Source organism: Streptococcus oralis, assembly GCF_006175905.1.
In the GTDB taxonomy this organism is placed as follows: Bacteria; Bacillota; Bacilli; order Lactobacillales; family Streptococcaceae; genus Streptococcus; species Streptococcus oralis_BG.
This window is the reverse complement of record NZ_SSNB01000001.1, coordinates 112539-136243: the sequence shown is the minus strand read 5'-3', so window position 1 is coordinate 136243 and position 23705 is coordinate 112539. Positions and strand designations below refer to the sequence as shown.

The 23705-nt window shown below is 41.5% G+C and carries 25 protein-coding genes and 2 riboswitches; of the genes, 19 read left to right on the top strand and 6 right to left on the bottom strand.

Features of this window, described 5'->3' with window-relative positions; all coding sequences use genetic code 11:
• Positions 1-7 precede the first annotated feature (7 nt).
• The 11 genes from E7Y33_RS00695 (at position 8) to thiE (ending at position 9814) form a co-directional block, all read left to right on the top strand.
• A complete protein-coding gene (locus tag E7Y33_RS00695) occupies positions 8-1171 on the top strand; it encodes a cell division protein FtsQ/DivIB (RefSeq protein WP_139689356.1) in 1164 nt (387 codons plus the stop codon).
• Between the two features lie 245 nt (positions 1172-1416).
• The gene (pyrF, locus tag E7Y33_RS00690; RefSeq protein WP_139689355.1) at positions 1417-2112 is read left to right on the top strand and encodes an orotidine-5'-phosphate decarboxylase; all 696 of its coding nucleotides are present in this window, start codon (positions 1417-1419) and stop codon (positions 2110-2112) included.
• Positions 2113-2150: 38 nt separating this feature from the next.
• Positions 2151-2783, top strand: a complete 633-nt coding sequence (gene pyrE, locus E7Y33_RS00685; protein ID WP_000170888.1) for an orotate phosphoribosyltransferase — start codon at positions 2151-2153, stop codon at positions 2781-2783.
• 243 nt (positions 2784-3026) lie between these two features.
• The gene (gene lctO / locus E7Y33_RS00680; RefSeq protein WP_139689354.1) at positions 3027-4163 is read left to right on the top strand and encodes an L-lactate oxidase; all 1137 of its coding nucleotides are present in this window, start codon (positions 3027-3029) and stop codon (positions 4161-4163) included.
• Between the two features lie 148 nt (positions 4164-4311).
• Positions 4312-4400, top strand: a riboswitch (TPP riboswitch).
• A 156-nt stretch (positions 4401-4556) separates the two neighbouring features.
• Positions 4557-5117: an ECF transporter S component gene (locus E7Y33_RS00675; RefSeq protein WP_000915267.1), complete on the top strand. Its 561-nt coding sequence runs from the start codon at positions 4557-4559 to the stop codon at positions 5115-5117.
• A complete protein-coding gene (locus tag E7Y33_RS00670) occupies positions 5118-6503 on the top strand; it encodes an ATP-binding cassette domain-containing protein (RefSeq protein WP_139689353.1) in 1386 nt (461 codons plus the stop codon).
• 1 nt (position 6504) lies between these two features.
• Complete coding sequence (locus E7Y33_RS00665; RefSeq protein ID WP_139689352.1) at positions 6505-7155, top strand: energy-coupling factor transporter transmembrane component T; 651 nt, start codon at positions 6505-6507, stop codon at positions 7153-7155.
• A 10-nt stretch (positions 7156-7165) separates the two neighbouring features.
• Entirely contained in the window at positions 7166-7858 is a 693-nt protein-coding gene (gene tenA / locus E7Y33_RS00660; RefSeq protein ID WP_084975684.1) for a thiaminase II, read from the top strand.
• Between the two features lie 3 nt (positions 7859-7861).
• Positions 7862-8386 carry an energy coupling factor transporter S component ThiW gene (gene thiW / locus E7Y33_RS00655; RefSeq protein WP_139689351.1) on the top strand — a complete coding sequence of 175 codons (525 nt, stop codon included), beginning with the start codon at positions 7862-7864 and terminating at the stop codon, positions 8384-8386.
• Positions 8383-9189 carry a hydroxyethylthiazole kinase gene (gene thiM / locus E7Y33_RS00650; protein ID WP_161976014.1) on the top strand — a complete coding sequence of 269 codons (807 nt, stop codon included), beginning with the start codon at positions 8383-8385 and terminating at the stop codon, positions 9187-9189. The genes thiW and thiM overlap by 4 nt, the downstream gene beginning before the upstream one ends.
• Complete coding sequence (gene thiE / locus E7Y33_RS00645) at positions 9182-9814, top strand: thiamine phosphate synthase (protein ID WP_139689350.1); 633 nt, start codon at positions 9182-9184, stop codon at positions 9812-9814. The genes thiM and thiE overlap by 8 nt, the downstream gene beginning before the upstream one ends.
• 45 nt (positions 9815-9859) lie before the next feature.
• On the opposite strand, the gene thiD is transcribed toward thiE, so the two are convergent.
• The gene (gene thiD, locus E7Y33_RS00640; RefSeq protein ID WP_139689349.1) at positions 9860-10651 is read right to left on the bottom strand and encodes a bifunctional hydroxymethylpyrimidine kinase/phosphomethylpyrimidine kinase; all 792 of its coding nucleotides are present in this window, start codon (positions 10649-10651) and stop codon (positions 9860-9862) included.
• Positions 10652-10734: 83 nt separating this feature from the next.
• Positions 10735-10833: riboswitch (TPP riboswitch) on the bottom strand.
• Between the two features lie 183 nt (positions 10834-11016).
• Here thiD and E7Y33_RS00635 point away from each other — a divergent pair.
• The 7 genes from E7Y33_RS00635 (at position 11017) to manA (ending at position 18151) form a co-directional block, all read left to right on the top strand.
• Positions 11017-11412: a CopY/TcrY family copper transport repressor gene (locus E7Y33_RS00635; RefSeq protein WP_001167188.1), complete on the top strand. Its 396-nt coding sequence runs from the start codon at positions 11017-11019 to the stop codon at positions 11410-11412.
• 10 nt (positions 11413-11422) lie between these two features.
• Positions 11423-11794: a cupredoxin domain-containing protein gene (locus E7Y33_RS00630; protein ID WP_000932059.1), complete on the top strand. Its 372-nt coding sequence runs from the start codon at positions 11423-11425 to the stop codon at positions 11792-11794.
• 9 nt (positions 11795-11803) lie between these two features.
• Positions 11804-14026 (top strand): heavy metal translocating P-type ATPase, encoded by a 2223-nt coding sequence (locus tag E7Y33_RS00625; protein ID WP_139689348.1) that lies wholly within the window; start codon positions 11804-11806, stop codon positions 14024-14026.
• 212 nt (positions 14027-14238) lie between these two features.
• Positions 14239-16014: a pyruvate oxidase gene (spxB, locus tag E7Y33_RS00620; RefSeq protein WP_007520383.1), complete on the top strand. Its 1776-nt coding sequence runs from the start codon at positions 14239-14241 to the stop codon at positions 16012-16014.
• Between the two features lie 110 nt (positions 16015-16124).
• Positions 16125-16472 (top strand): VOC family protein, encoded by a 348-nt coding sequence (locus E7Y33_RS00615; protein WP_001052635.1) that lies wholly within the window; start codon positions 16125-16127, stop codon positions 16470-16472.
• A 218-nt stretch (positions 16473-16690) separates the two neighbouring features.
• Positions 16691-16951 carry a SemiSWEET family transporter gene (locus E7Y33_RS00610; RefSeq protein ID WP_001291473.1) on the top strand — a complete coding sequence of 87 codons (261 nt, stop codon included), beginning with the start codon at positions 16691-16693 and terminating at the stop codon, positions 16949-16951.
• A gap of 255 nt (positions 16952-17206) precedes the next feature.
• A complete protein-coding gene (gene manA, locus E7Y33_RS00605; RefSeq protein WP_139689347.1) occupies positions 17207-18151 on the top strand; it encodes a mannose-6-phosphate isomerase, class I in 945 nt (314 codons plus the stop codon).
• 39 nt (positions 18152-18190) lie between these two features.
• On the opposite strand, the gene E7Y33_RS00600 is transcribed toward manA, so the two are convergent.
• Positions 18191-19531: a sodium-dependent transporter gene (locus tag E7Y33_RS00600; protein WP_139689346.1), complete on the bottom strand. Its 1341-nt coding sequence runs from the start codon at positions 19529-19531 to the stop codon at positions 18191-18193.
• A 251-nt stretch (positions 19532-19782) separates the two neighbouring features.
• On the opposite strand from E7Y33_RS00600, the gene E7Y33_RS00595 reads away from it, so the two are divergent.
• Positions 19783-20523 carry a MerR family transcriptional regulator gene (locus tag E7Y33_RS00595; protein WP_139689345.1) on the top strand — a complete coding sequence of 247 codons (741 nt, stop codon included), beginning with the start codon at positions 19783-19785 and terminating at the stop codon, positions 20521-20523.
• A gap of 77 nt (positions 20524-20600) precedes the next feature.
• Here E7Y33_RS00595 and E7Y33_RS00590 read toward each other — a convergent pair whose 3' ends face one another.
• From E7Y33_RS00590 to E7Y33_RS00575, 4 genes are read right to left on the bottom strand one after another with little or no spacing between them, the layout of a single operon-like run.
• On the bottom strand, positions 20601-21008 hold the full coding sequence (locus E7Y33_RS00590) for an 8-oxo-dGTP diphosphatase (protein ID WP_139689344.1): 408 nt from the start codon (positions 21006-21008) through the stop codon (positions 20601-20603).
• Between the two features lie 10 nt (positions 21009-21018).
• Positions 21019-21540: a DUF1697 domain-containing protein gene (locus tag E7Y33_RS00585; protein WP_139689759.1), complete on the bottom strand. Its 522-nt coding sequence runs from the start codon at positions 21538-21540 to the stop codon at positions 21019-21021.
• Between the two features lie 49 nt (positions 21541-21589).
• Complete coding sequence (gene aao, locus E7Y33_RS00580; RefSeq protein ID WP_139689343.1) at positions 21590-22756, bottom strand: aminoacetone oxidase; 1167 nt, start codon at positions 22754-22756, stop codon at positions 21590-21592.
• 58 nt (positions 22757-22814) lie between these two features.
• Entirely contained in the window at positions 22815-23660 is an 846-nt protein-coding gene (locus E7Y33_RS00575; protein WP_139689342.1) for a DegV family protein, read from the bottom strand.
• Positions 23661-23705 lie beyond the last annotated feature (45 nt).

Genomic DNA, 23705 nt, shown 5'->3' with positions numbered 1-23705 from the left:
AATATCAATGTCAAAGGATAAGAAAAAAGAATCAAACCAGAAGCAAGAATTGTCTGAATGGCAGAAACGAAACCAGGAATACCTGAAGAAGAAGGCTGAGGAAGAAGCTGCCCTAGCTGAAGAGAAGGAAAAGGAAAAACAAGCTCGTAAGGAAGCCAACTCGAAACTATTGGAGGAATCCAAGAAATCATCGAGTGAATCAGGTGAGGAAGCCTCAAGTCCAAGCAAGGAACCATCCGAAAAAGAAGAAAAATCTCAAAAGGATGACCGGAAAGTCAAAGAGGAAAAAGAGAAGAAGAAAAAAGAAAAACCCAAAAAACCAGAGAAACCAGCCAAACCTAAAATTGCGCCTGTTCATATTTGGCGAGCTGTGAGTATCTTGGTACCGAGTGTCCTGGTCCTCCTTCTTTCAGTCTATCTATTGACTCCACTTTCGACCATCAAAAATATCGAGGTTAAGGGAAATAGTAACACGCAGGCGGATGACATCAAACAGGCTTCTGGAATTCAAGATAGCGACTATACCTTAGCCCTATTGTTGGATAAGGAAACATACGCTGAGCGAATCAAGTCCAATCATTGGATAGAATCAGCGAAGATTAACTATCAATTTCCGACTAACTTTACGATTGAGGTTAAGGAATTTGATATTGTCGCTTATTATGTGTCTGGTGAAGAACATTATCCTATTCTTTCTAGCGGTACAGTAGAGTCAACTCCTATTGATCGCTTAAACTTGCCTGAGACTTATCTGACAGTTACCTTTAACGATGAGCAGCAGGTGAAAGAGCTGATCACAGGATTATCTACTATCAGTGAGGATATCAAGAGTCAAATCCAGAAAATCGAATTAGCGCCAAGCAAGGCAACAGCAGATCTTTTAAAAATTACCATGCTGGATACTGATGAGATTTTGGTTCCCCTATCAGAATTGAGCAAGAAATTGCCTTATTACAGCAAAATTAAGCCACAATTGTCAGAACCGAGTGTAGTCGATATGGAAGCTGGAGTATACAGCTATACGATAGCGGATAAGCTGATAGAAGAAGCAGAAGAAAAAGCCAAGCAAGAGGCCAAGGAAGCCGAGAAGAAAAAACAGGAAGAAGAAAAGAAAAAACAAGAAGAACAGGGAAATCAAAGCCAAACGAGCCAGCAATCACAGAGTCGCTAGACTAACTTTTCCTCTTGATTTTGAATGGTATAAAAGTCCAGTTTCGAGTTTTTGCTTGACAAGTCCTAGTATAAATAATAGAATAGAAAAAAACCTTTAAAGCAGTCCAGAGAGGCAGCTAAGGTTAGACGGTGAAAGGGTGGACTCTACCCATTTTTCGTGGAACCTTGCTGTTGGCAGGTTCCTTTTTTCGTGGTTTGTTTTTGACCATACTCTCTTGCTCTTAAAGGTAAAAGGAGAAAGGTATGCGTGAACATCGTCCAGTTATTGCTCTTGATTTTCCTAGTTTTGAGGCGGTCAAGGAATTTTTATCTCTTTTCCCAGCAGAAGAAAGTCTTTATCTAAAAGTAGGGATGGAGCTTTATTATGCGGAAGGTCCTGAAGTTGTCCGTTATTTGAAGTCACTGGGGCATAGTGTCTTTTTGGACCTCAAGCTACATGACATTCCAAATACAGTAAAATCTGCCATGAAGGTCTTATCTCAGCTTGGTGTAGACATGACCAACGTTCATGCTGCAGGTGGTGTGGAGATGATGAAGGCTGCGCGTGAAGGTCTTGGAAAAGAAGCAAAATTGATTGCTGTCACTCAATTGACTTCAACTTCTGAAGAACAAATGAGAGACTTTCAAAATATCCAAACCAGCCTGCAAGAGTCTGTGATTCACTATGCCAAGAAGACAGCTGAAGCGGGCTTGGACGGTGTGGTTTGTTCAGCTCAGGAAGTGCAACTCATCAAGCAGTCCACCAATCCAGATTTTATCTGTCTGACACCGGGAATTCGTCCGGCGGGAACTGCCGTAGGAGACCAAAAACGTGTCATGACGCCAGCGGATGCTTATCAAATCGGTAGTGACTATATCGTAGTAGGACGTCCTATTACCCAAGCTGAGGATCCTGTTGTAGCTTATCATGCTATCAAGAATGAATGGAACCAAGACTGAAATTAAAGAAATAGATTATAAAAACAAAGGAGAATACTATGACACTTGCTAAAGATATCGCTAGCCACCTCTTGAAAATCCAAGCCGTTTACCTCAAACCAGAGGAACCTTTCACTTGGGCATCTGGTATCAAATCGCCGATTTATACTGACAACCGTGTGACGTTAGCCTATCCAGAGACTCGTAGCTTGATTGAAAATGGTTTTGTGGAAGCTATTAAAGCTGAATTTCCAGAAGTAGAAGTGATTGCAGGAACTGCGACAGCAGGAATTCCACACGGAGCTATTATCGCTGACAAGATGAACTTGCCTTTTGCCTACATCCGCAGCAAACCAAAAGACCACGGAGCTGGTAACCAAATCGAAGGTCGCGTAGCACAAGGTCAAAAGATGGTTGTTGTTGAAGACCTCATTTCAACGGGTGGGTCTGTTCTTGAAGCCGTAGCAGCAGCTAAACGCGAAGGAGCTGATGTACTTGGTGTCGTAGCGATTTTCAGTTATCAATTGCCAAAAGCTGATAAGAATTTTGCGGATGCTGGTGTCAAACTTGTGACGCTTTCTAACTACAGTGAACTGATCCACCTAGCCCAAGAAGAAGGTTACATCACGCCAGAAGGACTCGACCTCCTAAAACGCTTTAAAGAAGACCAAGAAAATTGGCAAAATGCCTAAAACATAGAAAATCAGGTAGTCACTAGAATTACCTGATTTTTTGCATATAGGCAATAAAACTATGATTCCTAAAGGTAAAGATGAATATAGGATAATGGTAGAATGAGAGACCTTCTTTTTGGGCGGCATACTCAGATAATCAGTTTGAAATTTCCAGACAAAATTTTTGAAAGGATTCTGAAAAAGAGGTAAGATAGTTTATGTAAGACAAAGTAAACGCTTACTTAATAAGGAGGACACTTTATGTCATATAAAACAAGCAATGCAGAAGGACCTGTAGATTTTATTAACACTTATGATTTGGAGCCAATGGCGCAACAAGTCATTCCTAAAGCTGCCTTTGGTTATATCGCTAGTGGAGCAGAGGATACTTTCACATTACGTGAGAATATCCGCGCCTTTAACCACAAGCTCATCGTTCCTCATACGCTTTGTGATGTTGAAAATCCAAGTACAGAGATTGAATTTGCTGGTGAAAAATTATCTTCACCAATTATTATGGCGCCTGTTGCGGCTCATAAGTTGGCAAATGAACAGGGTGAAGTGGCGACTGCGCGTGGTGTACATGAGTTCGGTTCCCTCTATACAACTAGCTCTTACTCTACTGTAGACCTTCCAGAAATTACAGAAGCTCTTCAAGGGACACCTCACTGGTTCCGATTTTACTTTAGTAAGGATGACGGTATCAACCGCCATATCATGGACCGTGTGAAGGCTGAAGGCTACAAAGCGATTGTCTTGACGGCAGATGCAACTGTAGGGGGCAATCGTGAGGTGGACAAGCGCAATGGTTTTGTCTTTCCCGTTGGCATGCCAATTGTTGAAGAATACCTACCAGAAGGTGCCGGTAAATCAATGGACTTTGTTTACAAGTCAGCTAAACAACGCTTGTCTCCACGTGATGTAGAATTTATCGCTACATACTCAGGTCTTCCTGTCTATGTGAAAGGGCCGCAGTGTCGTGAGGACGTTGAACGTTCGCTTGCTGCAGGAGCTTCTGGTATCTGGGTAACCAACCACGGTGGTCGCCAAATCGACGGTGGACCAGCTGCCTTTGACTCACTTCAAGAAGTTGCTGAAGCAGTTGATAAACGTGTGCCAATTGTCTTTGACTCTGGTGTTCGTCGCGGTCAACACGTCTTTAAAGCCTTGGCTTCAGGAGCAGACTTGGTAGCTATTGGTCGCCCTGTCATCTATGGTTTGGCTCTCGGTGGTAGTGTCGGTGTGCGTCAAGTCTTTGAACACTTGAATGCAGAATTGAAGACAGTCATGCAGTTATCTGGAACTCAGACTATTGAGGATGTCAAACACTTCAAACTCCGTCATAACCCATACAACCCAACCTTCCCAGTCGACCCTCGTGACTTAAAATTGTATTGATAAAGAAGACAGCCTCCACCTGATGTGGAGGTTTTTCTTCGTGTATAGAAAGATTAAATCGTTATTAGAAACTATATAAATATATTTTCCAGTCAAATATCTTGCTAGGGGTTTCATTTTTTGCTATACTGGTCCAGTAATAAAATAATAAAGACATTTGGGGTGCTTTAGGCTGAGATGATACCCATTGAACCTGATACAGTTAATACTGGCGAAGGGAAATGTGAAAAGGTTTTTTTCGTATGTCGAAAAGAACTGTCTAATCTTGTAAGGTAAACTCTAATTCTCGTTTGTAATTGGAGTTTTTTTGTTTATCAAAAGAGGATAGGCTTGACGGAAAGCCTTTCGGTAGCTTACCTTAAATGCCCCACTTTTCTTTAAGAAGGAGTTTTTATGTTGAAAAAATGGCAGTTAAAAGATGTGATCTTACTTGCTTTCTTGTCTATCTTTTTTGGTGGCGTTTTTGTGGGTTCCGGCTATCTGTTTGATATCCTCACCCTGATTTTAGCCCCTCTTGGTTTACAGGCCTTTGCCAATGAAATCCTCTTTGGTCTCTGGTGTATGGCTGCGCCTATTGCTGCTATCTTTGTTCCAAGAGTGGGAAGCGCAACGATTGGAGAAGTGCTAGCTGCGCTTGCTGAAGTCCTTTATGGTAGCCAATTCGGTCTAGGTGCTCTGTTGTCCGGTTTGGTTCAAGGTTTGGGAAGTGAATTTGGTTTTATCGTAACCAAGAATCGTTATGAAAGTTGGCTCTCTCTAACTGCAAATAGTATTGGGATTACCCTTTTTAGCTTTGTCTATGAATACATTAAATTAGGTTACTATGCCTTCTCCCTTCCTTTTGTCCTTTCCTTGCTGGTGGTGCGTTTTATTTCCGTCTTTTTCTTCTGTACCATTTTGGTTCGTGCCATTGTCAAACTCTATCATCAGTTTGCAGCTGGAGGAAAGGCATAGATGGGCCTGGTATTACGGGAGATTCAGTCCCCAATCTTCTCAGAGCCGATTGATTTTACTTTTCATGCGCAAGCCTTTACCTTGTTAGTTGGGAGCAGTGGTTCAGGAAAATCCAGCCTCTTTCAAATGATTGCCCAAGTCAGTTCTCTTCCCTATAGCGGTCAAGTCTTGATAGATGGGAGCGAGGTCAGTCAGCTTTCTATCGTCGAACGTGTTCAGACGGTTGGCATTCTCTTTCAAAATCCCAATCATCAATTTACCATTGAGAACTTGTTTGAGGAGCTGATTTTCACCTTGGAGAATATCGGTCATCCTGTTCAAGAGATTGATTCTAAAATAGCTGAGGTGGTCCGGCAATGTCGTTGCGAGCCGATCTTGCACCGTCCCATTCATCACTTGTCAGGTGGGGAAAAACAAAAGGCTGCGCTAGCTGTTCTCTTTGCCATGAATCCTAGGGTCTATCTCTTGGATGAGCCCTTCGCTTCCATTGACCGAAAGAGTAGGCTGGAGATATTGGAGATTCTAAAAGAGTTGTCCTCTAATGGGAAGACAGTCATCCTGTGCGATCATGATTTAACGGACTATGGAGCCTACATTGACCATATGGTGGAGCTGAGAGACGGGCAACTAAGGGAAATAAATAAAATCCCAACCTCTGAGATGATACAGGTTTCTTCAAAGGAAGTTCCCTCTAGTCCAGAACTATTCCATATGGACCGTGTGACTTGTGAGCTGGGTAATCGCCCCCTCTTTTCGATTGCGGATTTCACATTTTACCAAGGGATTTCCTGTATCTTGGGTGATAATGGTGTCGGGAAATCAACTCTCTTTCGCTCTATTCTTCAATTTCAAAAGTATAAGGGGTTCATTACTTGGAAGGGTTCGGTCCTGAAAAAGAAAAAGAGCCTGTATCGTGAACTGACGGGTGTTGTTCAGGAAGCTGAGAAGCAGTTTATCCGAGTCAGTCTGCGAGAGGAACTGCAATTAGATAGTCCAGAATCTGAAAGAAATCAGCGGATTCTCCAAGCATTACAATTTTTTAATTTGGAGCAGGCACTCGATAAGAGTCCCTATCAATTAAGTGGTGGCCAGCAAAAGATTCTTCAGCTATTGACCATCTTGACCAGCAAGGCTTCTGTGATCTTGCTAGATGAGCCATTTGCTGGTTTGGATGATAGAGCCTGCCATTATTTTTGTCAGTGGATGTTGGAGGATAGAAATCAAGGAAGAAGTTTTTTGATCATTAGCCATCGTTTAGATCCCTTGATTTCTGTGGTTGATTATTGGATTGAGATGACTAGTGAGGGTCTCAGCCATCTTCAAGAAGTGACTATCAGCAAACCTCTCCCATCTCTGAAAAATGATACTCTAGGGGAGGTGAGGTAGTATGATCAGAGTAGCAACCAAGACACCGGTTATCAGTCTTTTCTTTCTAATTTTATCCTTGGAAACATCTTTCATTCCTTCGATTGCTCTTAATCTTTCGGTAGTTGTATTTTGCATACTCTTTTTACTCTATTACCGTCGATTTAAAATATTGGCTTGGATGATTTTGCTCGCCATTTTACCTTCTTTCGCCAACTACTGGGCAGTTCAGTTACATGGGGATGCTTCGCAGGCAGTGATGCTTGGAACGAGAGCCTTTGTGACAGTTTGTATCGGTCTTGTCTTTGTTTCCTCTATTTCCCTAAAAGAGCTTCTCTTGTACTTGGGTCAAAAGGGGGTATCACGTTCTTGGGCTTATGCCTTGATTGTGGTATTCAATTCCTTTCCCCTCATTCAGCAGGAAATCAAGTCACTCAAGGAAGCTTGTTTATTGCGCGGTCAAGAACTGCATGTTTGGTCTCCCTTGATTTACAGTAAGGTTCTGATGACGGTCTTTAGATGGCGCCATCTTTACCTGAGAGCTCTATCTGCGCACGGATATGACGAACATGCACAGGTGGAGAATAGCTATCGGACTTTTTATATTTCTCAGAGGACAAAATTGATCTACCTACTTTTCTTTTTATTGCTTCAAACCAGTTTATTTCTATAAAGGAGTTATTATGGAATTTACAGATATTGCTATGGAATTATCCAAGGAAGCTTGGCAGGCTTCCTTTCATCACCCATTTGTATTACAGTTACAAGAAGGAACGTTAGAACCTTCTATTTTCCGCTATTACCTAATTCAGGATGCTTATTATCTGAAGTCTTTTTCAGAAGCCTATCACCTCTTGGCTGATAAGACTCCAAACGAAAAGATGAAAAGACTCTTGAAACAAAATGCCCAGAGTCTAGTGGATGGTGAGTTGTTTATCCGCCAACAATTTTTCAAGGAATTAGGAATCAGTGCCCAGGAAATGGATGAGCGACCGATTGCTCCAACCTGTTATCATTACATTTCTCACATTTATCGTCAATTTGAAGAAGCAAATCTAGCCATTGCTTTTGCTAGTTTGCTCCCCTGTCCTTGGTTATACCATGATTTGGGCAAGGCACTTAATCGCAAACCATCCCCGAATCCTCTTTACCAACAGTGGATTGAAACCTATATCACCGATGAATTAGAACAGCAGATTAAAGAGGAAGAAGAGCTGGTCAATCAACTCTATCGAGAAAGCAACGAGACGGACAAACAAAAAATGCTAGAGGCCTTCCACCGCAGTGTCCACATGGAAGCCAAGTTTTGGGAGATGGCCTACCAACATCAAACATGGACGAGTGATTTGCAGTCCTTAGAAAAAGAGAAGAAATAGAAAATGAGAAACCACCAACTTCAAGTTCACAAATTAACCATTTTATCCATGATGATTGCCCTTGACGTAGTTCTTACACCCATTTTTCGAATTGAAGGAATGGCACCAATGTCTAGTGTAGTCAACATTCTTGCAGGAATCTTGATGGGGCCTGTCTATGCCTTGGTCATGGCTACAGTGACAGCCTTTATCCGTATGTCAACTCAGGGCATTCCCCCTTTGGCCCTAACAGGAGCTACTTTTGGAGCACTCCTTGCAGGTCTCTTTTATAAGTATGGTCGGAAATTTTACTTTTCTGCCCTAGGAGAAATCTTGGGAACAGGGGTTATCGGTTCCATTGTTTCCTATCCTGTTATGGTTCTCTTTACAGGATCGGCTGCTAAGCTTAGTTGGTTTATCTACACCCCTCGATTTTTCGGAGCAACCTTGATTGGTACAGCCATAGCTTTCCTCGCCTTTCGATTTTTAATCAAGCAGGAATTCTTTAAAAAAGTGCAGGGATATTTCTTTGGAGAAAGGATAGAATGATGCAGAAATTGACAAATCCTTTCCCTCTAGCAACCAGTTCCTTGATTCACTGCATCACCAATGAGATTTCCTGTGAGATGATGGCCAATGGCATTTTGGCTCTGGGATGCAAACCTGTTATGGCAGATGATCCTCGTGAGGTTCTTGCTTTTACTAAGCAAAGTCAAGCTCTCTTCATCAATTTGGGGCATTTGTCTGTTGAGAAGGAAAAAGCAATTCGTATGGCAGCTTCTGATGCAAACCAAGCTTCTCTCCCAATGGTGGTAGATGCGGTTGGTGTAGCAGCTTCAACCATTCGTAAGAGCTTAGTTAAAGACCTTTTAGACTATAGACCTACGGTCCTTAAAGGAAATATGTCAGAAATTCGAAGTCTTGTTGGCTTAAAGCACCACGGCGTTGGGGTCGATGCGAGTGCTAAAGATCAAGAAACTGAGGATTTACTTCAAGTCTTGAAAGACTGGTGTCAGCTTTATCCTGGTATGTCATTCTTAGTCACAGGCCCCAAGGACCTCATCGTTTCGAAGAATCAGGTCGCTGTACTGGAAAATGGCTGTGCAGAATTGGACTGGATAACAGGTACAGGAGACTTGGTTGGAGCCTTGACAGCCGTTTTTCTCAGCCAAGGAAAGACTGCATTTGAAGCTTCTTGCCTAGCAGTTTCTTATCTCAATATCTCTGCTGAGAGAATATTTGTTCAAGGAATGGGATTGGAAGATTTTCGTTACCAAGTTCTAAATCGACTCTCTCTCCTAAAAAGAGACGAAAATTGGCTAGAAGCCATCAAAGGAGACTTTTATGAATAGAGAAGCACTTAGACTGTATCTAGTAACCAATCGCTACCAAGATTCCTTGGAAAACTTTCTTGAAAAAGTCGAGACGGCCTGCCGTTCGGGTGTTACCATCATCCAACTACGAGAAAAAGATCTCACGACCAATCAATACTATCAACTGGCCAAACAAGTCAAGGAAATAACCGATGCCTATCAGGTACCCTTGATTATCGATGATCGTTTGGATGTTTGTCTTGCAGTCGATGCTGCTGGTCTGCATATCGGAGACGATGAACTACCAGTTTCGGTTGCTCGACAAGTCTTGGGCCCTGACAAAATACTTGGTGTCACAGCTAAAACTGTAAAAAGAGCCCTCGAGGCAGAAGAAGGAGGGGCGAATTACTTGGGGACAGGAGCCATTTTCCCGACTACGACCAAGGAAAATGCGCCTATCACCCTGATTTCAACCTTGAAAACAATTTGCCAAAGGGTCGCTATTCCAGTAGTTGCTATTGGAGGCTTAACTTCTGAGAATATCGACCAACTTATTGGCACGGGTATAGCTGGTGTAGCTGTAGTACGTGATTTGATGCAGGCAGAAGATATAGAGGCAAAAACGCAAGCCTTTTTGACAAAGTTGGATGACATTATTTCTTAATCAAAAACTCTCTAATTCCCTTAAAGTGGGAACTAGAGAGTTTTTTTAATCTTTAAAACTTGTATGGTTGACTGGACCAGAACCATGACCGAGTTGAGGGGCGTCTTGAATGGCTTTTGTGATAAAGGCTTTGGCCTTATCAACTGCTTGATAGAGGTTTTTCCCCTTGGCTAGTTCAGCAGTAATCACTGCAGCAAAGGTACATCCAGTACCATGTGTATGACAGGTTTGAATTCGTGGACTTTCCCAGACAAATTGGTCCTCCTTGGTAAAGAGGAAATCCTTGGCACCGCCTTCGAGATGGCCACCTTTGATTACCACAGACTGAGGACCAAATTCTTTTAAAATCAGGCGACCAGCACGCTGCATGTCTTCGGGATCATGGATTGAAAAACCAACAATCTCTTCTGCCTCAGGAAGATTGGGTGTGATAATGGTTGCAAGGGGAAGCAGGTTTGTTTTTAGGTAGTCTCTGGCACTAGTATCAATCAGGGTGTCTCCGCTTGTTGCGACCATAACAGGGTCAAGAACGTAGGGACAATCCAGCTTTTTAAGATAGGGCTGGATGATTTCCATAATTTCAGTAGTTGCCAACATCCCTGTTTTTACAGCCTGAGGTGGAATATCAGAAAAGACACTGTCCAATTGGGCTTTCAACATTTGAGGAGAAACGTGCTCGATCAATTGAACGCCTCTGGTATTTTGAGCGACAAGACTTGTCACAACAGCCATTCCATAGACATCTCTAGCTTGGAATGACTTTAAATCAGCCATAATGCCAGCACCACCACTAGGGTCAGTTCCTGCAATGGTCAAAGCAACGGGTAAATAAGTCATCTAAAACCTCCCAACCAACTGAAGTTTGTATTCTTAAGAACAAGCTGGTCTGTTTTAGAAAGGTAATAGAAGACTGCTAGTCCCCATTATCATTTCCACTTCCATCAGCTAGCATTAGCTAGATTGAGTCAAAGGGATCTAACAGTTGTTAATCTCAGCTTTACGCACCCCTAGTGGTTGTTTTCTTTTTTCTTTAGTATAGCATATTTTTATAGTTTATATAGTAAGATTTGGCTGGAAATCTCTCATCAAATGATTAAAATTCTATTTTTCGAAAAAATAATAAAAATTATAGTTGACAAATGTAGATTTTAAGAGTATACTGATAATTGTAATTGACAAATGTAGATTTAGGAGGTGTGATTATGCAGATTTCAGATGCAGAATGGCAGGTTATGAAGATTATTTGGATGCAGGGGGAGCAGACCAGTTCAGATTTGATCAGGGTTCTGGCTGAGCGATTCGACTGGTCCAAGTCAACCATTCAAACTCTTTTGGCTCGTTTGGTTGAGAAAGAGTGTCTGACTCGGAAAAAAGAAGGCAAGTCCTTTGTCTATTCAGCCCTTTTAACTTTGGACCAAAGTCGGGATTTACTTGTCCAAGATATCAAGGACAAGGTTTGTTCTCGTAGGATTAAGAACTTGTTGGCTGATTTGATTGCTGAATGTGATTTTACTCAGGCTGACTTGGAAGACTTGGAAGCTGTGATTTCTGAGAAGAAATCAAGCGCTGTAACAGAAGTAAAATGTAATTGTATGTAAAGGAGACGTCATGTTGAATATTATTGTAACCATTATTTGTATTGCCCTTATCGCGTTTATCTTGTTTTGGTTTTTCAAAAAGCCTGAAAAATCTGGACAAAAGGCCCAGCAAAAAAACGGCTACCAAGAGATTCGAGTGGAGGTCATGGGGGGCTATACGCCTGAGTTGATTATCCTCAAGAAATCAGTGCCAGCCCGCATTGTCTTTGACCGTAAGGACCCTTCACCCTGTCTGGACCAAATTGTTTTTCCAGATTTTGGTGTACATGCGGACCTGCCTATGGGCGAAGAGTATGTAGTGGAAATCACGCCTGAGCAGGCTGGAGAGTATGGTTTCTCTTGTGGCATGAATATGATGCACGGTAAGATGATTGTAGAATAGGAGAATGATATGACTGAAATTATAAAAGCAAATCTTGAAAATGGTGTTCAAAAAATCCGTATCACGGCAGACAAAGGCTACCATCCAGCCCACATTCAACTGCAAAAAGGAGTTCCTGCTGAGATCACCTTTCACCGTGTGACACCTTCAAACTGTTATAAGGAAATTCTGTTTGAAGAAGAAGGGATTCTAGAACCAATCGCTCAAGATGAGGAAAAAATTATTCGCTTTACGCCTCAAGACTTGGGTGAGCACGAGTTTTCTTGTGGCATGAAGATGCAAAAGGGAACCTACACCGTTGTTGAAAAAACCAAAAAGTCTCTCAGTCTTTTACAACGTTTTTGGATTACTAGTATCTTTACTGTGCCTCTTGTGATTCTTATGATTGGGATGTCTACAGGAGGAATTAGTCACCAAGTCATGCGTTGGGGCACCTTTTTAGCCACAACCCCCATTATGCTGGTAGCTGGAGTTCCATATATCAGAAGCGCCTGGGCTAGTTTTAAAAAGCACAATTCCAACATGGATACCTTGGTTGCTCTGGGAACCCTAGTGGCCTATTTCTATAGCTTAGTTGCCCTCTTCACTGGTCTGCCCGTTTACTTTGAAAGTGCTGCATTTATCCTCTTCTTCATTCTTTTGGGAGCAGTTTTTGAGGAAAAAATGCGAAAAAATACTTCGCAGGCAGTCGAAAAATTATTAGACCTACAAGCAAAAACAGCAGAGGTTTTGCGTGATGATGTTTATGTTCAAATACCTCTAGAACAAGTCAAAGTTGGGGATCTCATTCGCGTTCGACCAGGTGAAAAAATTGCCGTTGATGGGACTGTAATAGAAGGAGAAACTAGTATTGATGAATCAATGGTAACTGGGGAAAGTATTCCAGTCGATAAATCAGTTGGAGATGCTGTCATTGGTTCAACCATCAATAATAGTGGTACGATCATTTTTAGAGCTGAAAAAGTAGGTTCTGAAACCATGTTGGCTCAGATTGTAGACTTTGTGAAGAAAGCTCAAACCAGTCGTGCTCCTATTCAAGATTTGACAGACAAGATTTCTGGAATTTTCGTACCAGCAGTTGTCATTTTAGGACTCCTTACTTTTTGGATCTGGTTTGTTTTTCTTGGTGAAAGTTTTGTAACGTCGCTTCTCTATGGTGTTGCAGTCTTGATTATTGCCTGCCCTTGTGCTCTTGGACTTGCGACACCAACAGCACTCATGGTTGGAACAGGACGAAGTGCCAAGATGGGGATTCTTCTCAAAAATGGTACAGTTCTACAGGAAATCCAAAAAGTTCAAACGGTTGTTTTTGATAAGACAGGAACCTTGACCGAAGGGAAGCCAGTAGTGACAGATGTTATCGGAGATGAAGGAGAAGTGCTAAGTTTGGCTGCTTCACTGGAAGATGTATCTCAACACCCGCTAGCTCAAGCTATTGTTAATCGTGCATCTGAACTAGGAATTAGCCTTCACCCAGTGGAAAACTTCCAAGCCTTGCATGGAAAAGGTGTGACTGGGATTATTAATGGTAAGCAAGTCTTGCTGGGGAATGCTAAGCTCTTAGCTGACCTTGCTATTCCACATGATTATCAAGAACGATTTGATTTGCTTGAGAAAGAAGCAAAAACAGTTGTCTTCCTATCCGTGGATGGTCAGTTAAAAGGCTTAATTGCCTTGCAGGATGTCCCTAAGGAAAATGCCAAAGAAGCTATTGCTAAATTGAAAAAACGTGGTCTTAGAACGGTCATGCTTACTGGAGATAATGCTGGAGTAGCCCATGCGATTGCAGAACAAATTGGTATCGAAGAAGTAATCGCAAATGTCTTGCCAGAGGAAAAGGCACATGAAATTCACAAGCTTCAAAAGAATGGGAAATTGGCCTTTGTTGGAGATGGTATCAATGATGCGCCGGCCCTCAGTGTAGCGGATGTCGGAATTGCCATGGGCTCTGGGACAGATATTGCCATTGAATCAGCAGATCTTGTCCTTACAACCAACAATTTACTAGGATTGGCACGTGCTTTTGATATGAGTAAGAAGACCTTTAATCGTATTCTACTCAATCTTTTCTGGGCTTCTATCTATAACCTCATTGGTATTCCGATTGCAGCAGGAGTGTTTTCTGTTCTTGGTTTGGTACTCAATCCAGAACTTGCAGGATTGGCCATGGCCTTTAGTTCAGTATCTGTTTTAATCAGTTCACTCATGCTAAACTTTAGTAAAATAGACTAAAAGCGAGCTTGCTCGCTTTTTATTATAAAACAGATATTAAAAACGTTTTCAAACTGTACTGTAATAGAGAATAAAAACTTCTGAGCACATTCTTAGGATACCCAAAACAAATGTGGTAAAGTAGTAGAGTAAAAATTTGCTGAAACGTTTCCAATTAGTATATGAAAACGGATTTATCAAGTTTTAAAAATATTTGAAGGAGAGTTATCATTATGACTCAAGGGAAAATTACTGCATCTGCAGCAATGCTCAACGTATTGAAAACATGGGGCGTAGACACAATCTACGGTATCCCATCAGGAACACTCAGCTCATTGATGGACGCTTTGGCTGAAGACAAAGATATCCGTTTCTTGCAAGTTCGCCACGAAGAAACAGGTGCTCTTGCAGCGGTCATGCAAGCTAAATTTGGCGGCTCAATCGGGGTTGCTGTTGGTTCAGGTGGTCCAGGTGCGACTCACTTGATTAACGGTGTTTACGATGCAGCTATGGATAACACTCCATTCCTTGCTATCCTTGGATCACGTCCAGTTAACGAACTCAACATGGATGCCTTCCAAGAATTGAACCAAAACCCAATGTACAACGGTATCGCTGTTTACAACAAACGTGTCGCTTACGCTGAGCAATTGCCAAAAGTAATCGACGAAGCTTGCCGTGCTGCAGTTTCTAAAAAAGGTCCAGCTGTTGTTGAAATCCCAGTAAACTTCGGTTTCCAAGAAATCGACGAAAACTCTTACTACGGTTCAGGTTCATACGAACGTTCATTCATCGCTCCTGCTTTGAACGAAGTTGAAATTGACAAAGCAGTTGAAATCTTGAACAATGCTGAACGTCCAGTTATCTATGCTGGTTACGGTGGTGTTAAAGCAGGTGAAGTGATTACTGAATTGTCACGTAAAATCAAAGCACCAATCATCACAACTGGTAAAAACTTTGAAGCCTTTGAATGGAACTACGAAGGTTTGACAGGTTCTGCTTACCGTGTTGGTTGGAAACCAGCCAACGAAGTGGTCTTTGAAGCAGACACCGTTCTTTTCCTTGGTTCAAACTTCCCATTTGCTGAAGTTTACGAAGCCTTCAAGAACACTGAAAAATTCATCCAAGTTGATATTGACCCTTACAAACTTGGTAAACGTCATGCCCTTGATGCTTCTATCCTTGGTGATGCAGGTCAAGCAGCGAAAGCAATCCTTGACAAAGTAAACCCAGTAGAATCTACTCCATGGTGGCGTGCAAACGTTAAGAACAACCAAAACTGGCGTGATTACATGAACAAACTCGAAGGTAAAACCGAGGGTGAATTGCAATTGTACCAAGTTTACAATGCAATCAACAAACATGCTGATCAAGACGCTATCTACTCAATCGACGTAGGTGACACTACTCAAACATCTACTCGTCACCTTCACATGACACCTAAGAACATGTGGCGTACATCTCCACTCTTTGCGACAATGGGTATTGCCCTTCCTGGTGGTATCGCTGCTAAGAAAGACAATCCAGATCGCCAAGTATGGAACATCATGGGTGACGGTGCATTCAACATGTGCTACCCAGACGTGATTACAAACGTTCAATACGACCTTCCAGTTATCAACGTTGTCTTCTCAAATGGTAAATATGCCTTCATCAAGGACAAATACGAAGACACAAACAAACACTTGTTTGGTTGTGACTTCCCTAACGCGGACTACGCGAAAATCGCTGAAGCTCAAGGTGCTGTAGGATTTACAGTTGACCGTATCGAAGATATCGATGCAGTTGTTGCAGAAGCTGTTAAATTGAACAAAGAAGGTAAAACTGTTGTGATCGATGCTCGCATCTCTCAACACCGTCCACTTCCAGTAGAAGTACTTGAACTCGATCCAAAACAACACTCAGAAGAAGCAATCAAAGCCTTCAAGGAAAAATACGAAGCAGAAGAACTCGTACCATTCCGCCTCTTCTTGGAAGAAGAAGGATTGCAATCACGCGCAATCAAATAATTCCTCTCGTCGAAAATCAAATGTAAACTTTGTAGATTTTATTCTTTGATTTTCTTAGAGCAGAACTTGAAAAGATCGGAGCAATCCGGTCTTTTTATGGAGGATAGTAAATGAATTTAAATCAATTAGATATTATTGTTTCAGATGTCCCTCAAGTCTGTGCTGACTTGGAGCGTATTTTGGATAAAAAGGCAGACTATGTTGATGACGGTTTTGCTCAGTTCACGATTGGCAGTCACTGCCTCATGTTGTCTCAAAATCATTTGGTTCCTTTGGAAAACTTTCAGTCAGGAATCATTCTTCATATCGAGGTTGAGGATGTAGACCAGAACTACCAACGGTTGAAAGAGCTTGGTGTCGAGATTTTACACGGACCAGCTGTAACCGATTGGGGAACGGAATCGCTACTAGTTAAAGGCCCTGCTGGCCTAGTGATTGATTTTTATCGTATGAAATAGGTCGCTTAATCATTTGAAGATAACCTTAATCATTCTTAAAACAGAATGTGAGAATATGAACTATTGAAAAGATCGGAGCAATCCGGTCTTTTTCTGTTTCCTCTTTCTTATCACAAGATTGTGATAGTTTACATCTTCATAACAAAAGCTTCAAAGTCTTGATTGTTTTGAAAAAAGATTATAAAATATGATTCATAAAAATGAAAGAGGTTTTGAAAATGTCTGAAAAACAAATGAAAATTTTGGGTTGGGTAGCGACCTTCATGTCTGTTATGATGTACGTGTCTTACTTCCCACAAATTATGAACAACCTGGCTGGTCAAAAAGGAAACTTCATCCAACCCTTAGTCGCAGCCATCAACTGTAGTCTATGGGTTTACTACGGTCTTTTCAAAAAAGAAAGAGATATTCCCCTTGCGGCTGCTAATGCACCGGGTATCGTTTTTGGCCTAGTAACGGCTATCACAGCTTTGATTTAAAAATAAGACTAGTTTCAGTCTTTTTTGTACATAAAAATAGATTCTCAAGTAAAGGAAGTCTAATGAGAGTTGAGGAAAACAGCCGTTGACAGCGAGCTATCTGAGTGCTGCTTTAGAGGTTCCTCCATAAAGTAAAAGATTATTTCGTTACTATTTTTATAAAATCTTCTCTCTACTTTATAAGATGTAAAAAAGAGTTCAATTAGACCTGGCTTTTTGCTATAATGAAGTGAGAAAAACAGACAGGAGAATAAGATGTCAGAACCATTATTTTTAAAATCAGTTATGCAAGAAAAAATCTGGGGAGGCACCAAACTTCGTGATGAGTTTGGCTACGACATTCCAAGTGAAAAAATCGGAGAATACTGGGCTATCTCAGCTCATCCAAATGGAGTTTCTAAGGTAGCCAATGGTCGCTACGAGGGGATAGATCTAGCAACTTTGTATGCGGAACACCGTGAATTGTTTGGCAACCGTCCAGAACCAGTATTTCCGCTTTTGACTAAGATTCTCGATGCCAACGACTGGCTCAGTGTCCAAGTTCACCCAGACGATGCCTATGGACTAGAGCATGAAGGCGAACTTGGAAAAACAGAATGCTGGTATATCATCGCTGCAGATGAAGGATCAGAGATTATCTATGGCCACAATGCCAAATCAAAAGAAGAACTTCGCCAGCAAATCGAAGCTAAAGACTGGGATGGTCTATTAACAAAAGTCTCTGTCAAGGCTGGTGATTTCTTCTATGTACCAAGCGGAACCATGCACGCTATTGGAGCAGGTATCTTGATTCTTGAAACCCAGCAGTCTAGCGATACCACCTATCGTGTCTATGACTTTGACCGTAAGGATGACAAGGGTAACTTGCGTGAACTTCACCTTGAAAAATCTATCGATGTTTTAAACATTGGAGAGCCTGCCAATAGCCGTCCTGTAACTATCAAAGCTGATGATTTGCGTTCAACTCTTCTGGTGTCTAATGACTTCTTCGCCGTTTACAAGTGGGAAATCACTGGAAAAGTTGACTTTGAAAAGACAGTTCACTACAGCTTGTTGAGTGTCTTAGCTGGTCAAGGTCACCTCACTGTTGATGGAAAAAACTATCCGATTCAAAAAGGGAGCCACTTTATCCTACCAAGTGATGTTGAAACTTGGACCTTGGAAGGGCAAGGTTTGGAATTGATTGTTAGCCATCCATAAAAAGAAAGGGCCTGAGTTTACTACTCAAGTCCTTTTTGATTACATAAATTGGGCGATAAAAACCACAATGATGATAATAGGAATGATGAAACGAAGGAGGAAAAGCCAGACTTGGAAAAGTCCTTGTTTCCATGCTCTTTCATCAAGATGGAGTTCCTCCATGGCAAGGGCCTTTTTAAAGATATAGCCAGTAAAAAGAGACAGACAGAGAGCCCCAAATGGCATGAGGAGATTGGAAACCAAGAAATCCATAGCATCAAAGAAAGTCTTTCCAAAAATGTGAACATCAGCCATGACTCCGTAGGATAGGGCTGAAGGAATTCCAAAGCCAAAGGTCAAGATTCCCAAAATCACACTCCACTTAGCCCGCTTGCTGTTATCCTGATTGGTGATATTGCCCACATTGATTTCCAGCATAACGACAGAAGAAGTGACCGTCGCAAAGAGGAAGAGCAAGAGGAAAAGGATGTAAAAAATGGTTCCAAAGGGCATCTTGTCAAAGAGTTGGGGCAAGACGATAAAGAGCAAGCTAGGTCCCCCTTCAGACTGAATATTGAAGGCTGACATGGCTGGGAAAATGGCTAGTCCCGCCATGATGGATACCGAGATATTCATGGCTACGATGGAAATCCCTGACTGGACCAGATTGGTTTTCTTGTTCAAGTAGGAAGCATAGGTCAGCATGGCTGTCACCCCTAGTGAGAGGGCAAAGAAAGATTGACCCAGAGCATAGAGGAGACCAGCGCTGGTTAGTTTTGAAAAGTCTGGTTTGAGGAAGTAAAGAACGCCTTCCATGGCATTTGGTAAGCTTAGCGAGCGCCCAATGATCACGACAAAAATGATAAAGAGCAGAGGCATCATAACTTTTGAGGCTCTTTCAATCCCTTTTTGAACTCCACGTGATACAATAAAGATATTCAACAAGATAAAGGCAGCTTGAGCCCCTAGAGCAATGGCTGGATTTGAAATGATTGAAGTGAATAACTGAGCATAATCACCCGTTCCGCCAAGCTGGAACAATTTCCCAAACTCAATGCCTAGATAGACTAAAATCCATCCCCCAATAACACTATAGAAAGAGAGAAGGATAAAGAGGGCAAAAGCACCAATCCAACCGATAAAATTGTATTTGCTATTGTTGCCAAGTTTTCCAAAGGTTTTGATAGCAGAAACGCCAGCACTACGTCCAAGGGCAAACTCAGCAAGCAAGAGCGGGAAACCGATTAAAATGGTAGAAATGAGAAAGACCAGTAAAAAGCCACCACCGCCATTTGCAGCAGTCATATAGGGAAACTTCCAAACGGCACCAAGCCCGATGGCTGAGCCAGCAGATGCTAGAATAAAGCCAAGTTTCGAGCCCCATTGCGATTTTTCTGACATAGTTAAACTCCAATCTCCTTTTTTAAAATAAGAAAAGGCTACTTGAGTTGTCAAATAGCCTTCTCTCAATGGCTCTTTATGAGCTTTCTGTTTGATTGATAGACTTGACTATCCTATCATGTTTTCTGAGGTCTGTCAAGAAAACCATTTTCAAGTTTTCACACCTTTCTCAAAAAGTTAAAAATTTTTCGCAAAAACGCTTGACTCTGACCTAGGGGGAGGGGTTATACTATCTATGTAAGGAGGAAATCATGTACCATATCAAAGAAGCTGCGCAGCTTTCAGGCGTCTCTGTCAAGACCCTGCACCACTACGATAAGATAGGACTCCTAGTCCCTTTAAAGTCAGAGAACGGCTATCGAACCTATAGTAAAGAGGATTTGGAACGTCTTCAGGTTATTCTGTATTATAAATATCTAGGTTTTTCTTTAGAAAAAATAGCAGAGCTGTTAAAGGAAGAAAGGGCAGATTTATTGCCCCATTTGACCAGACAGTTGGACTATTTGACTCGAGAAAGGCAGCACCTGGATACCTTGATTTCCACCTTGCAAAAAACCATTCAAGATCAAAAAGGAGAAAGAAAAATGACTATTGAAGAAAAATTCACTGGATTTAGTTATCAAGACAATCAAAAATACCACCAAGAAGCGGTAGAAAAATATGGCCAAGAAGTCATAGATCAAGCTCTTGAACGCCAAAAAGGTCGCGAAGAAGAGGCCACAGCCGCCTTCAACCAAGTTTTTCAAGCCTTGGCACAAAACCTTCAAAATGGACTAACTGCAACAGCGGTCGAAAACCAAGAAGAAGCAGCCAAACTCTTGCAAGCTATTCGTACTTATGGATTTGACTGCTCTATTGAGGTATTCGGTCATATCGGCAAAGGCTACGTCTACAACCCAGAGTTTAAGGAAAACATTGACAAATTTGGACCTGGAACAGCTCAATACACATCAGATGTCATTGCAACTTACGTTCAGACAAATGCAGAATAAATAGGCTAGGAATTTCCTAGCCTATTTTTTTACTTCAAGTCATAAAACCAGTTGTCACCGTCTTTGTAGTAAAAGAATTAACTGAGATCTTCTTCTAGAAACACATGAAGCATATCAGACATATCATTAGTAGCAAGTTTTAGATGAGACAGATTGTCAAAATCCTCCCACCAAACCTTCCCTTCGTCTGAAGACTGGAGTTCACCAGCAAATTGTTCTGTCTTGTAAAAAAGGACGACATAACGATAATCCTTGTCATCGTACCAGTTTTTGATACCACAGAGTTGGGGTTTGGAAATGGTCAGACCAGTTTCTTCTTTCACTTCACGAATGACAGAATCGACAAAGGATTCGCCACGTTCAACATGACCACCAGGAAAAGTAATGCCAGGCCAGTCAGGATTAACTCGATCTTGGACCAGGACCTTATCCCCGTTTTTAATCATACACATATTGACAAATTCGACTGACTCTCTTCTGTTCATTTTCTTTCACTTATTTTGTTAGTAATTTTTCTACCACGTTTAACTTTCGCATGGTCAAATCTACATTAAAAAGCTTTTCAAGATAGTTGGTATTAAGTTTCTTTTGTTTTGCAGTTCTAGGGAGATAGAGGTAAAGACAATGGTTACCGATACAAATTTCTTCTTCACCGTAATCAATTTTTAATTTTTCTAAAGGGAGGCTTTGAATAGGTTCTTGATAAAAAATCACGTGTACACGGTCATAAAGATAGTGTTCTCCAAACGGGTTTTCTTGGACAATTTTTGTAAAATTACTTTTGTTCTTGATTACCATTTTTAAGTCAGCACCAATTTTTTCCTTTATTAGAGCGTGAACCTGTTCTCGTATTTCTTCTAAGGTCAAGTCACTTTCAAGAATGATATTTCCACTTTGAATATAAGTTCGAACTTGTTGAAACCCAGCTTCTGTTAAAATATCTACTAAATAAGACATTTTTGGGATAGCATTTTTTCCATTAGGAGTAACACCTCTTAGTAAAATAATATGTTCCAAAATAGCTCCTTTCTTATCTAACATCCTTAGATACTAAATCATTTATAGATTAAGTTGATCCTGCCACCCAGCCGGTACAGAGGGCAGAAGTGATGTTAAAACCACCCGTGTGGGCATTGATATCCAGTACCTCGCCAGCAAAGTGGAGTCCACTAACTAGCTTGCTTTCCAGAGTTTTAGGATTGATTTCCTTGAGACTGACACCGCCTTTGGTGACAAAGGACTTAGCAAGAGACATTTTTCCAGTCACAGGGATTTTGAGGGCCTTGATGGACTGGAGCAGTTGTTCGCGTTCCTTTTCAGTCAGTTGTTTGACTTTTTCAGGATAGCCTTGCGACAAAAATTCTGCCAAGCGTTCTGGAAGCAAAGTTTTTAAAGCATTTTTCAAGGATTTTTCCCGATTTTCTTCTATAAATGCAGCCAAGTCCTTCTCAGAAAGTTGAGGCAAAACATCTAGCGAGAGAACCTCCCCACCCTTGACAAAGCTGGACATACGCAAGGCAGCAGGGCCAGACAAACCAAAGTGGGTAAAGAGCAGATCGTGAGTGATGACATGCTTATCATATCTTAAGGTCACATCGTCTAGTGAAATCCCTTGAAGCGCTTTGTGTGGAAAATCAGTCAACAAAGGACTCTCAGCAGCCTCAAGCTCAGTAATGGAGTGTTTAAAATGACGGGCGATCTCATGTCCAAAACCAGTCGAACCTGTAGAAGGATAGGATTTTCCGCCAGTTGTAACAATGAGTTTCTCACAAGTGAAGATTTGATCAGCTGATTTAAGAACAAACTGATTATCCACCTTTTTAACCGAAACAATCTCTATTTGAGTAGCAACTTGGCCACCTAGCTCAGTGATTTTCTTTTCCAAGGCCTCGATAATGGTACGAGACTTGTCACTAGCAGGAAAGACACGGCCGTGGTCTTCGACCTTTAGTTTGACTCCATTTTCCGTAAAAAAGTTGATGATATCATGGTTATCAAACTGGGAAAAGACACTGTAAAGAAAGCGTCCGTTCCCAGGGATTCCAGCTAGTAGGTCATCTAGAGTTCCGTTGTTAGTCACATTGCAACGTCCCCCACCAGTCCCAGCTAATTTTTTTCCAAGTTTCCGATTTTTTTCGATGAGGAGGGTTTTCTGTCCATAAAAACTACTGGAAATGGTAGCCATCATACCAGCAGGTCCCCCACCGATGACAATAGTATCAAAATGTTTCATAGCTCTATTGTACCACAAAAAAACAAGAGATGCTTGGCATCTCTTGTTGCTCATAATCTTAGTTAATTTCATATCCCATCAACAAACCGCCATCTTCTGCATAGAAACTGCAGAGACCAGATGTTGGAAGAATCTTAATTTCAGCTTGCGGGAAGGTTTCCAGCAAGCGTTCTGACAATTGCTGACAGAATTTTTCATTGCTACGATGAGCCATGACGATACGGCCACCAGCATAACCAGCCTTGATGAGTTCTTCATAGGCTGCTTGAAGGGATTTTTTGGGTCCACGAGCTTTTTGGAGCAGTTCTAGGGTTCCAGTTTCACTTGCTTCCCCAACCATACGGATGTTGAGAAGGCCAACGACAGTACCGATAAGCTTACTCAAACGACCATTTTTGACCAAGTTATCGACTTTAGCAAGGACAAAGAGCAACTTCGTTTTTTCTTGGTAGGCTGTGATAGCTTCAACAATTTCCTCATAAGAAAGTCCTTGATCAATCAAACTATTGATTTTCTCGACAATCAAGTCAACTTCCCCACCTGCAGACAATGTATCAATCACATGAATCTGAGTGTCAGGATGTTCTTCAAGGTAGATATTTTTAGCGAGCTGTGCACTGTTATGGCTACCAGAAAGAGCACCAGTGATGGTAACGACAAAGATATGCTTAGCACCTTCAAATGCACGCAAGTAATCATCAGGGCTAGGACAAGCTGATTTTGAAGCCTCAGAAGTCGCATACATGGTTTCCATCATGTGGTCAATGTCAAGATTGGCATCATCGATAAAGACCTGATCAGCTACTTGAATGGTTAAAGGAACACTAACAAATTCCGTATCAATAGCAGGAGTTGCTAGTTGACGATAATCACAACCAGAGTCAGCTACAATCTTCCAAGTCATAGAAATTCTCCATCTTTGTCACTTATACATTGACAAAGGTTCTGT

What these genes read in the sequence shown, in the direction of transcription:
- pyrE (WP_000170888.1), top strand. Translation starts at nt 2,151, where the DNA reads ATGACACTTGCTAAAGATATCGCTAGCCACCTCTTGAAAATCCAAGCC.
- E7Y33_RS00590 (WP_139689344.1), bottom strand. Translation starts at nt 21,008, where the DNA reads ATGAACAGAAGAGAGTCAGTCGAATTTGTCAATATGTGTATGATTAAA.
- thiM (WP_161976014.1), top strand. Translation starts at nt 8,383, where the DNA reads ATGATGCAGAAATTGACAAATCCTTTCCCTCTAGCAACCAGTTCCTTG.
- spxB (WP_007520383.1), top strand. Translation starts at nt 14,239, where the DNA reads ATGACTCAAGGGAAAATTACTGCATCTGCAGCAATGCTCAACGTATTG.
- thiE (WP_139689350.1), top strand. Translation starts at nt 9,182, where the DNA reads ATGAATAGAGAAGCACTTAGACTGTATCTAGTAACCAATCGCTACCAA.
- E7Y33_RS00595 (WP_139689345.1), top strand. Translation starts at nt 19,783, where the DNA reads ATGTACCATATCAAAGAAGCTGCGCAGCTTTCAGGCGTCTCTGTCAAG.
- E7Y33_RS00625 (WP_139689348.1), top strand. Translation starts at nt 11,804, where the DNA reads ATGACTGAAATTATAAAAGCAAATCTTGAAAATGGTGTTCAAAAAATC.
- thiW (WP_139689351.1), top strand. Translation starts at nt 7,862, where the DNA reads ATGAGAAACCACCAACTTCAAGTTCACAAATTAACCATTTTATCCATG.
- E7Y33_RS00670 (WP_139689353.1), top strand. Translation starts at nt 5,118, where the DNA reads ATGGGCCTGGTATTACGGGAGATTCAGTCCCCAATCTTCTCAGAGCCG.
- E7Y33_RS00600 (WP_139689346.1), bottom strand. Translation starts at nt 19,531, where the DNA reads ATGTCAGAAAAATCGCAATGGGGCTCGAAACTTGGCTTTATTCTAGCA.
- aao (WP_139689343.1), bottom strand. Translation starts at nt 22,756, where the DNA reads ATGAAACATTTTGATACTATTGTCATCGGTGGGGGACCTGCTGGTATG.
- tenA (WP_084975684.1), top strand. Translation starts at nt 7,166, where the DNA reads ATGGAATTTACAGATATTGCTATGGAATTATCCAAGGAAGCTTGGCAG.
- E7Y33_RS00610 (WP_001291473.1), top strand. Translation starts at nt 16,691, where the DNA reads ATGTCTGAAAAACAAATGAAAATTTTGGGTTGGGTAGCGACCTTCATG.
- E7Y33_RS00615 (WP_001052635.1), top strand. Translation starts at nt 16,125, where the DNA reads ATGAATTTAAATCAATTAGATATTATTGTTTCAGATGTCCCTCAAGTC.
- E7Y33_RS00675 (WP_000915267.1), top strand. Translation starts at nt 4,557, where the DNA reads ATGTTGAAAAAATGGCAGTTAAAAGATGTGATCTTACTTGCTTTCTTG.
- E7Y33_RS00665 (WP_139689352.1), top strand. Translation starts at nt 6,505, where the DNA reads ATGATCAGAGTAGCAACCAAGACACCGGTTATCAGTCTTTTCTTTCTA.
- lctO (WP_139689354.1), top strand. Translation starts at nt 3,027, where the DNA reads ATGTCATATAAAACAAGCAATGCAGAAGGACCTGTAGATTTTATTAAC.
- thiD (WP_139689349.1), bottom strand. Translation starts at nt 10,651, where the DNA reads ATGACTTATTTACCCGTTGCTTTGACCATTGCAGGAACTGACCCTAGT.
- manA (WP_139689347.1), top strand. Translation starts at nt 17,207, where the DNA reads ATGTCAGAACCATTATTTTTAAAATCAGTTATGCAAGAAAAAATCTGG.
- pyrF (WP_139689355.1), top strand. Translation starts at nt 1,417, where the DNA reads ATGCGTGAACATCGTCCAGTTATTGCTCTTGATTTTCCTAGTTTTGAG.
- E7Y33_RS00630 (WP_000932059.1), top strand. Translation starts at nt 11,423, where the DNA reads ATGTTGAATATTATTGTAACCATTATTTGTATTGCCCTTATCGCGTTT.
- E7Y33_RS00575 (WP_139689342.1), bottom strand. Translation starts at nt 23,660, where the DNA reads ATGACTTGGAAGATTGTAGCTGACTCTGGTTGTGATTATCGTCAACTA.
- E7Y33_RS00635 (WP_001167188.1), top strand. Translation starts at nt 11,017, where the DNA reads ATGCAGATTTCAGATGCAGAATGGCAGGTTATGAAGATTATTTGGATG.
- E7Y33_RS00695 (WP_139689356.1), top strand. Translation starts at nt 8, where the DNA reads ATGTCAAAGGATAAGAAAAAAGAATCAAACCAGAAGCAAGAATTGTCT.